The sequence below is a fragment of the Desulfobacterium sp. N47 genome (genome assembly GCF_051233685.1).
Taxonomy (GTDB): Bacteria; Desulfobacterota; Desulfobacteria; order Desulfobacterales; family RPRI01; genus RPRI01.
The window spans coordinates 1-10,563 of record NZ_JBAMMY010000074.1 but is presented as its reverse complement, the minus strand read 5'-3'; the positions used below and the strand labels follow the sequence as shown (position 1 = coordinate 10,563).

6 protein-coding genes are annotated in these 10,563 nt (G+C 36.2%); 3 read left to right on the top strand and 3 right to left on the bottom strand.

Translation table 11 applies throughout. The annotated features are described in order from the left end of the window. Window positions 1–251: 251 nt before the first annotated feature. Together VXK47_RS04475 and VXK47_RS04470 are read left to right on the top strand one after the other, a co-directional pair. Window positions 252–785 carry a macro domain-containing protein gene (locus VXK47_RS04475; protein WP_435547572.1) on the top strand — a complete coding sequence of 178 codons (534 nt, stop codon included), beginning with the start codon at window positions 252–254 and terminating at the stop codon, window positions 783–785. 739 nt (window positions 786–1,524) lie between these two features. Further along, complete coding sequence (locus tag VXK47_RS04470) at window positions 1,525–2,427, top strand: TIGR01777 family oxidoreductase (protein WP_435547571.1); 903 nt, start codon at window positions 1,525–1,527, stop codon at window positions 2,425–2,427. Between the two features lie 64 nt (window positions 2,428–2,491). Here the strand turns inward: VXK47_RS04470 and acnA are convergent, their stop codons facing one another. The 3 genes from acnA to VXK47_RS04455 are packed head-to-tail and all read right to left on the bottom strand — an operon-like array spanning window position 2,492 to window position 8,000. Next, complete coding sequence (gene acnA / locus VXK47_RS04465; protein ID WP_435547570.1) at window positions 2,492–5,173, bottom strand: aconitate hydratase AcnA; 2,682 nt, start codon at window positions 5,171–5,173, stop codon at window positions 2,492–2,494. Between the two features lie 18 nt (window positions 5,174–5,191). After that, complete coding sequence (gene pabB / locus VXK47_RS04460; RefSeq protein WP_435547569.1) at window positions 5,192–7,414, bottom strand: aminodeoxychorismate synthase component I; 2,223 nt, start codon at window positions 7,412–7,414, stop codon at window positions 5,192–5,194. 13 nt (window positions 7,415–7,427) lie between these two features. After that, window positions 7,428–8,000, bottom strand: coding sequence for an anthranilate synthase component II (locus VXK47_RS04455; RefSeq protein ID WP_435547568.1), 573 nt, complete (start codon window positions 7,998–8,000; stop codon window positions 7,428–7,430). 526 nt (window positions 8,001–8,526) lie between these two features. Here VXK47_RS04455 and VXK47_RS04450 point away from each other — a divergent pair. Next, window positions 8,527–9,618 carry a D-alanyl-D-alanine carboxypeptidase family protein gene (locus VXK47_RS04450; protein ID WP_435547567.1) on the top strand — a complete coding sequence of 364 codons (1,092 nt, stop codon included), beginning with the start codon at window positions 8,527–8,529 and terminating at the stop codon, window positions 9,616–9,618. Window positions 9,619–10,563: the final 945 nt, after the last annotated feature.

The following is a 10,563-nucleotide window of genomic DNA, read 5'->3' as shown; positions in this document are numbered from 1 at the left end:
GTCCGGTTGTTGAGAAAATATCGCAAAAACTTGATTCACAATCGGATGCCAATGATTTGAATGGTAGTAATTTAATAAACTGCCATCAGCTATCCGGCTGACTTTAAAAAAACTATGACTTTCCGTTCAGACACTATATATAGGTTGTCTGATATATACGTTCAATAAAAATATTTATTTCTGCGATTAAAATTAATACCCGCCTTTAAGCTGGCTCAATAATTCACATCATTTATTAACAGGGGATGAACATGAAAAAAGAAGTTCTTGATAAAATAGAAATTAAGCAAGGAGATATTACAAAACTTAATGTTGATGCAATAGTCAATGCAGCAAACCATTCTCTTCTGGGAGGAGGCGGAGTTGACGGAGCAATCCATCGTGGGGCAGGCCCGAAACTGCTGGAAGAATGCAAAAGACTTGGAGGATGCGATACAGGAGAAGCTAAAATTACAAATGGTTATAATCTTTTGGCTTTATATGTAATTCATACTGTAGGCCCTGTGTACAGCGGAAAACCGGAAGACAGCATTTTATTATCCCGATGTTATCTAAACAGCCTGCAACTGGCTTCAGAAAAAAATATAAAATCCATAGCTTTTCCTGCGATCAGCTGTGGAGTTTATGGATATCCGATCGAAGATGCATGCAAAATCGCCATAAATACCACTTATAGCTTTTTGGATAAAAGAAATAGCTCTTTAACAAAAGTTATTTTTATTCTTTTTTCTGCAAAAGATTTTGATGTTTATAAAAATTATATAACATTTAAATCAGCAAGTTAAATCAATGGTAAGTTGATATCGGCCAAATATCACAGGTATTATTAACCGGCATTTATGAATGACCTTGTTTTTCAATAAAGATTGACAAACACTCTTTCTATAATTAGTTTACAAACAAGGCAAATGAAAGATATTTTATTTTGCTCAAACAAACAGCATAGAGGTTAAACTAATATAATGAGGAGGGGTTAACATGGTTGAGATAACACCAACGGCTAGCAAACAGATAGCTGAATACTTTGAAGGAAAAGAAGCAACACCTGTCAGAATCTTTTTAAACCAGGGTGGATGAGGTGGGCCTTCTCTGGCACTGGCTCTGGATGAGCCCAATGAATCTGATAAAATATATGAGGTAGATGGCTTTAAATATATAATTAACAAGGATTTTCTTGAAAAAGCCAAACCGGTTAAAGTAGATTATGGCCAAATCGGTTTCAAAATTACATCCGGATTAGATATGAGCGCTCCTTCTGCATGCTCAAGTTGCGGCACAGGCGGCTCTTGCAGCACAGGATCTTAATATACTCACAGCTTAATCATAAAACAGGGTAACATTGAAAGACAATCAAATTTACCCTGTTTTTATAATCATTTCAGCTTCAATTTCCCACTTTTTTATTACGCTTAATGCGAGTTATACCTTTTTTGGAAAATAGCGTTTAACTTTCATCGATTATTGCATTTAATATACGTTATTCTTGAAATAAAATTGCATTTACCGAAGTTAGGAATATCAAATATGAAGATATTAATTACCGGTGGAACAGGTTTTATAGGATCGTATCTTTCCGATGCCTTTGTCAAAAAGGGATATTATGTCATATCTGTTGGCGGACCTCTGTCAGATAATGCATTGAGGCATCCGAATTTAAAATATGTCTTAGCAGATACAACTCAAAAAGGCTCCTGGCAAGAGGAACTCAATGACGTTGATGCTGTTATCAATCTTGCCGGAAGATCTATATTCAATCGCTGGAACGATGATTATAAAAAATCCATACACTCAAGCAGAATACTTACCACACGCAATCTTGTTGAAGCCCTTCCCTCAGATAGAGATATAACTCTTTGCAGCACTTCGGCAGCGGGCTATTATGGAAACAGGGGAGATGATATACTGACTGAGAATGAGCCTGCCGGAAATGATTTTCTTGCTACAGTGTGCACAGATTGGGAGAAAGAAGCATTTAAGGCAAAAGACAAAGGAGTCAGAGTTGCTGTAACGCGTTTTGGTATTGTACTCGGAAAAGGCGGCGGGGCGTTAAAACAAATGATACCGCCCATACGCTATTTTGTCGGAGGACCTCTTGGAAACGGAAAGCAATGGTTTCCATGGATTCATATTGAAGATCTTATTTCGGCAATGCTTTTTATATTTGAAAACAAATCTGTAAGCGGAGCTTTAAATTTTACAGCTCCCGGATCCGTAAGAAACATTGAGCTGGTTAAAACAATTGCAGGAATTCTTCACAGGCCGGCCTTTATGCCTGCTCCTGCTTTTATAATAAAGATTTTGTTGGGAGAATTCGGAGCTTCCATTCTGGCAAGCCAGCGTGTAATTCCCGAAAGACTTTTAAAATATGGTTTTATGTTTAAATATCCGGATATAAAGAGCGCACTTAATAATATTCTCACAACATGACAATGATGATATTTACGTTTCCGATTTTAAGGCTAGTATTTTGAAAATGTGATATCTTTCAGTTTCAATTATCAGATATATTTCTTAAAACATATGGAAGTATTCCGCCGTTGATATAATAGTTCATCTCTGATCCGGAATCAATTCTTGCGATAACATTAAATACTGTTTTACTGTCATCTTTGCGGCAAGCTGAAACCAAAAGCTTTTTTTGAGGATAAAAATCGTTTTCAATTCCTTCAATACCGTAAACCTCGGTTCCATCTAATCCCAGCGCCTCATGATTTATCCCTTTTTCGAATTGCAGAGGGAGTACTCCCATGCAGACAAGATTACTGCGGTGAATTCTTTCAAAGCTTTCCGCTATCACTGCTTTAACTCCCAAAAGAAATGTTCCTTTTGCCGCCCAGTCACGTGAACTTCCGGTTCCATATTCTCTGCCTGCTATCACTATCAGAGGAACGCCCATACTTTTATAAGCCATTGCAGCGTCATATATAGGCACTGGTTTTTCTTCCGGAAGCAACCTTGTCCATCCTCCGATAGTACCCGGAGCAAGCTTGTTTTTTAAGCGGATATTACCGAATGTGCCTCGCATCATAATTTCATGGTTTCCGCGATACGAGCCAAAAGAGTTGAATTCGACAGGTGATATATTTTTACTGATAAGATATTTTCCGGCAGGACTATCAACAGGAATTGCTCCGGCAGGGGATATATGGTCGGTTGTTATCGAATCTCCAAGAAGAGCAAGCACCCTTGCCTTTTTAATATCTTCCGTTTTTGGAATTGTTTTAGTTATGGAAGTAAAAAAAGGCGGATTTTTTATATATGTTGAATCGGTGGCCCATTTAAAAGTTGATTCGTCAGAGACTGAAAGTGATTGCCATTGTTTTGACCCTTCAAATACGGTGGAATATTCTTTTATAAACATATCAGGAGTTAAAAGAGTTTTTAAAATTTGTCTGATCTCTTTGGCAGAGGGCCAAATTTCACAAAGAAAAACAGCCTTGCCATCTTTGGTTATTCCTATCGGCTCAGTCTCAAAATCTATATCGATTTTGCCGGCTATCGCATAAGCTACTACAAGTGGCGGAGAAGCAAGAAAGTTTGCGCGTATAAGAGGAGAAATCCTTCCTTCAAAATTCCGGTTGCCGCTTAATACCGAAGCAACAAGAAAATTGTTTTGGGTTATGGCTTTTGCAACTGAATCATTAAGTGGCCCGCTGTTTCCTATACAGGTAGTGCATCCATAAGCAACAATATTAAATTTTAGCTTTTCAAGATATGACAATAGTCCCGATTTATTAAGGTAGCCGGATACTACTTTGGAACCGGGTGCAATGCTTGTCTTTACCCATGGTTTAACCGACAGGCCTTGTAAAACCGCTTTTTTTGCAAGAAGTCCCGCACCAATAAGAGCTGAAGGATTGGAAGTATTTGTGCAACTTGTTATTGCAGCTATTACTAAAGAACCATGCCCGATGCTTGCCGATACTCCATCCATATCTATGTTGACATGATCTTTGTTCCAATCATGATCAGCCTTATTTGTTTCATTAAATACCTGCTTAACCTGAAAAAGCGGAATCCTTTCCTGAGGTTTTTTAGGGCCTGCAATACACGATTGAACCGAACTCATATCAAATTCAATAGAATCATTAAACATCGGCGCGCTATCGGTATCTTCTCTGAAAAGTCCCTGTTCTTTTGTATATGTTTCAATCAGAGAGACAATGTGATCGGGACGGCCTGTTAATCGAAGGTATTTTAATGTAATATCATCAACCGGAAAAAATCCCATTGTAGCTCCATATTCAGGGGCCATGTTTGCAATGGTTGCACGATCTTCCAAGCCTAAGCTTGATAAGCCGGGTCCGTAAAATTCTACAAATTTTCCCACAACGCCTTTTTTTCTCAAAAGCTCGGTTATATATAATACAAGATCTGTTGCAGTTGCCTGATCGGAGAGTTTTCCGGTCAGTTTAAAACCAAGCACCTGAGGAGAAAGAAGATAATATGGATTTCCGAGCATCACGGCTTCAGCCTCTATTCCACCCACACCCCATCCAAGCACTCCTGCTCCATTTATCATTGTTGTGTGGGAATCAAGACCAAATACACTGTCAGGAAAAACAGTATTTGTGCTTCCGGTCTCTTTTATAAAAACGACTCTTGCAAGGTATTCAAGGTTAACCTGATGACATATGCCTGTTGCCGGAGGAACAACACGGAAATTATCAAAATTCTTCTGTCCCCATTTTAAGAAAGTATAGCGCTCGGAATTGCGTTTGAACTCATGATAAATATTTTCTTCAAGAGAAGTTGTTTTGCCGAAGGAATCAACCTGTACCGAATGATCAATAACCAGCTCTGAAGGTATGCGGGGGTTGATTTTTGAAGGATCTCCATAAAGACGATTTGCAGCATCCCGCATTGCTGCTAAATCAACTATGGCCGGAATTCCCGTAAAATCCTGCAAAAGGACCCGGGCAGGCATAAATGGCAATTCAAAGCTTTCTTTGTCTATATCCCACGAAGCAAGATTATTAATATCTTTTTCTGTAAACAATAAACCATCTTCGTTTCTGATAAGATTTTCAAGAAGTATTTTTATGCAAACAGGAAAACGTGACAGATTATTAAAACCTGCATCAGCGAGTTTATTTAAACTGAAATATGTAACTTCCTGATTATCCAATTTAATAATTGCTTTTGTACCAAAACTGTTTTTAATACCAAACATATTTTCTCCACAAAAAAATTAAAGTATTTCCTTATTTATTCTTTCGCAAAGTTCAAATGAATTATTAAGTTTTTTACCATCTAACCCAATTGCTGGAACAGCTCCCATCAGAGAATTTGTTAGAATCACACCATCAGCAGCAAATAAATCATCCGGTAAAATTTGTTTATCCTCAAATTGATAGCCCCATTCCGACAGCAGCTTTTTAACTGCTGTTCCCATTATACCACAAAGCACATGAGTTGAAACCGGGTTTAAAATTTTTTTACCATAAATAATTAAAATATTTGCTGTATTTGTTTCAGATATACTTCCATCCGGATTAACTACCAGCGCCTCATCAGCGCCCTTTTCTTTTGCCCATTGTCCTGCAAGTAAATAGTATAAATAATTTAGAGTCTTATATCTTGCAAGAGGAGTTTGCCTTGGTTCTGAATACAGTGCAAGATTTAATCCTTTATTACTTTCTATCTGAGGCCTTTTTGAATAAGGCTTTGCCAAAACCAATAAATCATAATCAGCCATAGAATATTTTTCTCCGCCTTTTGCTGCAATAATCTTTGCGGAAGCCGTTTCATTTAAAAGCCCGTTTGCTGTAATCACCTGTTTAATTATATCTTCCCATGTTAAATCAGGTGGGGAACCTTTAAAAAAATATTCCCATGCATTATTGAATCTATGGATATGTTCATTAAGAAAAGCAGGATTACCTTTATTTACACGGATTGTTTCAAAAAAACCATATCCATACATAAAACCTTCGCTGCAAGCACAAACATATGCGTTATCATCAGGTTTTAACAAACCGTTATGCCAGATGAATGATTTTTCAATTACGGCTTCTTGTGTTGTTTCACATACATTCATTATTGTCCGGCCTTTGTGCAAGGTTTCATCGTATTCATCTTCAGGATTTGAGTCCAAAACTATCCCTCCTCCGACAGAATAAACAATCTTGTTGTTTATCAGGCTGATAGTTCGTATTGCTATTGAAAAATCCATTGTGTTATGAAAACTTATATAACCGATTGATCCGGTGTAGATATGACGGCGGCATGGTTCAAGCTCATCAATGATTTCCATAGCTCTTATTTTTGGACAACCTGTTATTGATCCTCCCGGAAAAATCGCCTTGATTAAATCTACCTGGTCTTTATCATCTTTAAGAATTCCTTTAACAACAGATACAAGATGATATACATTCCTGTAGGCTTCTATTCTTTTATGCTCCACTACCTTAACGGATCCGGCTTTACATACTTTGCCGAAATCATTGCGAAGAAGATCAACTATCATGGATAATTCAGCATCATCTTTACTACTTTCCAAAAGATCCCGTTTCAGTTTTTCATCTTGTGAAGGTGTTGCACCCCTTGGTCGTGTACCCTTTATCGGCCTTGTTTCAATCCGGGCTGCCTGTTGAAGTATAAAGCGTTCCGGGGAAGTGGAAATGATCTGAAGAGTGCCGCCGTTAATGTATGAGAAAAATGCTGCGGGATTTTTTTCGTACAGTGTAGCAAAAAGGGCAAAAGCATCTCCTGCAAAATCAGCTATAAAACGCTGTGACAGGTTGACCTGATAGACATCACCAGCTTTGATGTATTCTTTGATTTTGTTAACGGCTTCAATATATGAATCTTTGTTGAAACAGGATGTGAACTTTCCTGCATATATTTCATTTGTTTTTTTTGAAATTCCGTCTTCACAGATTTGTCTGAATGTATGAAGGGCTTTGTCTTTATCCTTATTTTGCGGAGAAATAATCAGCTCTGTCTCATTGGTTAAACTGTCATGAACAACTGTTATTGAAGGAGCATAGAATAATATATCCGGCAGTTGTATATCATTAAGGCTTGTTCTGGGTAATTTTTCAAGCGAATCTTTGAGATCATATGACAAGTAGCCCATAAGCCCCGATAAAAATGGGATATCGTTACAAACAACACTGATTTTGTATTTATCTAATATAAATCTAAGCACATCAAAAGGGTTTGAATTATAATGAAGAGTTCCTTCTGAGGTAGTAATGGTTAGATTCTGATTATAGCCTGAAAAAGTCAGCCAGGGCAAAATTCCCAGTATATGATATCTCGCACAATCCTGTTTTCCGCCACTCATAAGAACCACAGTACCGGCAAGATGAGCAAACCTTGAAGCAAAATCCATAAACGATTCGCGCAATACAATTTTTTGTCTGTAATTATTTTCTGTACTTATCTTAAAATTATTGTTTGCAGGCATTATTATCCAGATTTCAGCGCATATTAATATTTAAAAAATTATCTACAAGAATCCGCCCATTTTCAGTCAAAAAACTTTCAGGATGAAATTGAACACCATGCAGGGGATAAACTTTATGAGAAAGTCCCATAACAGTTCCATCCGAAGTAGTGGCTGTAACAGCAAGCGTTTTGCCATTCATTTTTACCATGAGCGAATGATATCGTGCTGCCCTGAAAGGAAGTGGCATACCTTTAAAAATTCCGCTGTTATTATGATCAATTATGCTGGTTTTTCCATGCATAGGCTGAAAAGAGCGAACGGTATTGCCACCAAAAGCCTCGTTAATGCATTGCATTCCAAGACAAACTCCAAGAATTGGAATTGTTTCATAAAAACTTTTTATTATAAGTGTCGATATGCCGGCATTTGCCGGACCCTTAGGGCCGGGACTTATAAGAATATAATCCGGTTTCATCACCTCAATCTGTCTGATAGTGATCATATCATTTCTATGAATTTTGATAGAAAGATCATATAACATAAACATCTGGACAAGATTAAATGTAAAAGAATCGTAATTGTCTATAACTAAAAGCTTTTTCAAATTGATATTCCTGATAGAATATATAAAATTTACATCAAAAAATCAGATCCGGGCTTTATAATATACCTAATCATATGTTTATTCAACTTTAGCCAGTTGGCTGACTTTTTGCGTGTTTTTTAATAATTTAGCAACACCAAAGGCACTTGTTTGCAAATGTCTGGCCAATAATCAGCAATCAATATAATATTTAGAAATGTTATCTGATGGATATCAATTTTAATATGCATAAACTGATAAATATTTTTATATTTCTGCCGATACATATTGTTATAAGCCCAAGTGGCTTAATGTATGATATTATTTTATGTGTCAACCCAATATATTTTAAAATTATAGAATAGTGAATATCCGGAATAGTTATAATACATATTCATATAAAAGGTGTCAGATGAAATTTTTGTAATTTATAAATAATATTTTGTATTAAATGTAGTTGCATTTACAATAATTGTTGTTATTCAAACCAAATACGGCTATATATTAAAAATAATCAAGCAGACCCATAAAGCGGAAGGAATATCCGGTGATAAAATTTCATTCCAAAAAGAAAAATTATTTACCATTGATTTGTTTTGTGATTGTTATATCATTTTGTTTTCATTCAGGTTTAATTTTCGCTTTGGATAACAATCCAAAGCTTCAAAACAAAACAAACTATAAAAATAAATCGAATATAGCTACTTACACCAGAGCTGCTGTGGCAATGGATGTAACAACAGGAAAAATACTTTACGCTAAAAACCCTGATCTCAAATGTTTTCCTGCAAGCACCACAAAATTAATGACTGCAATCGTGTCTATAGAAAATGCTGACCTCAACAATCTTGTTACAGTGAGTAAAACCGCATCAAACGTATCTCCCCATAAAGCAGGTTTTAAAGCAGGAGATAAGGTAACTGTTGAGAAACTACTTTATGCAGCATTGGTTGGCTCAGCTAACGATGCAGCCGTTGCTCTGGCTGAAGGAGTTTCCGGATCTGTAGATGGGTTTGTAGAACTTATGAACAAAAAAGCAGTTGCAATTGGAGCAAGTAACACAAGATTTATAAATCCAAACGGGCTTCCAGGACCGGGGCAATATATTACAGCATCGGATTTATCAAAGATATTACAATATGCACTTAGATATCCAAAACTTAGAGAAATAATAGGAACACGTTTTGCTGAAATTACAACTCTTGATGGTATGCCCATACATTTAAAAAACACAAATAAGCTTTTATGGTCTGATGAAGAGGTTATTGGAGGAAAGACAGGATACACAAGAAGAGCCGGTCACTGTTTTGTGGGAGCAGCCGAACGGGAAAATGATAAAATTATAATAGCTCTTCTCGGAAGTCCGAGCAGAAAGGACCTATGGAAACAGTCAGAAACACTTATTGCAAAGGGATTTGAAATAAAAGAAAATAGTGAAGAACCGCTTGTTTATTGCACTCAAACAAAACCTTTATTAGCAAAGACATCTTATAAAAATAGGACTACAATAAGAAATAAAAAAATAAAAAAACACTCTGGAAAAAGATCTATACTGCGTAAATCCAAAAAGCATAAAAGAGACCGGATGATTGCAAAAAACAATTATAAGTATAAAGATATTGCAGATAATAAGATATAAATCTGTAAAAGTAAATTCAGTTACTTAAAAATATATCAGCATTAGCAAAAGATGGAATAAGCAAAATTTAGGGCAAAATGGTTTATGGGCATAAATCTATCATATATTCTTATATTGGTTATAAAGAACTGCTCTCTGGCGCAGGGCGTTTTTTTTAACATAAGCCCAAAGTAGCTAATTCGGTTGGAGAAACCTTCATATCATTTATCAGTATGATATCTATTTTAGTATTTTGTCTTGCAGCAATATTTAACCAGTGACGAAGTGTACGGAATTCGATTCCCAATAATTTCGTTACACGTCGCAAAGGCATTCCTTTGGCCATAAATTTTAGTGCGTTCAGAAAATTTTCCTCTGAAGACCTGATATCATAAAAAATAGTTCCGGTTCTGTTGCAAAAAGATTTGCCGCATTCTTTACAAAGAAATCTGCGACCATTATTTTTCCCTTTTCTTTTGTATGTTCCATTTGAAACTATATTATCTTTACCTTCAATGCCGCAAAAAGGGCATTTTGAGTTTGGGCATGATATCTTTTTTAAATTACTATATTTATCAATAGTTGAAGTAAATAAATTCTTATCAACCGTTAATGCATCGGAACCATTATCAACTGTTAATACATTATCAATGCATAATTTGCCTGTTAAATGTTTTTTTGACTCGCTAAGAGTTGTCTTTGATTTTTTCGGCTTAATAGCCGATAAAACATCTGATTCGGATAATCTGATCAGATCATCCCCCTACAACGATATTTAGTTTAATTTAATATTGTACAATGCAACATAATCTGCTATACTTTCTGGAACAACCGCAAAAAGGAGGTAGCTTATGTTGCCGGAATGCAGGATTCAAGACGACCCATACCATATTCCAAAATTTGATCTTGAGCGTCATGATGTAGATGATTTTATTGAAGAACTCAGAGGATTTCATTCAGAGTTCG

What these genes read in the sequence shown, in the direction of transcription:
- VXK47_RS04475 (WP_435547572.1), top strand. Translation starts at nt 252, where the DNA reads ATGAAAAAAGAAGTTCTTGATAAAATAGAAATTAAGCAAGGAGATATT.
- VXK47_RS04470 (WP_435547571.1), top strand. Translation starts at nt 1,525, where the DNA reads ATGAAGATATTAATTACCGGTGGAACAGGTTTTATAGGATCGTATCTT.
- acnA (WP_435547570.1), bottom strand. Translation starts at nt 5,173, where the DNA reads ATGTTTGGTATTAAAAACAGTTTTGGTACAAAAGCAATTATTAAATTG.
- pabB (WP_435547569.1), bottom strand. Translation starts at nt 7,414, where the DNA reads ATGCCTGCAAACAATAATTTTAAGATAAGTACAGAAAATAATTACAGA.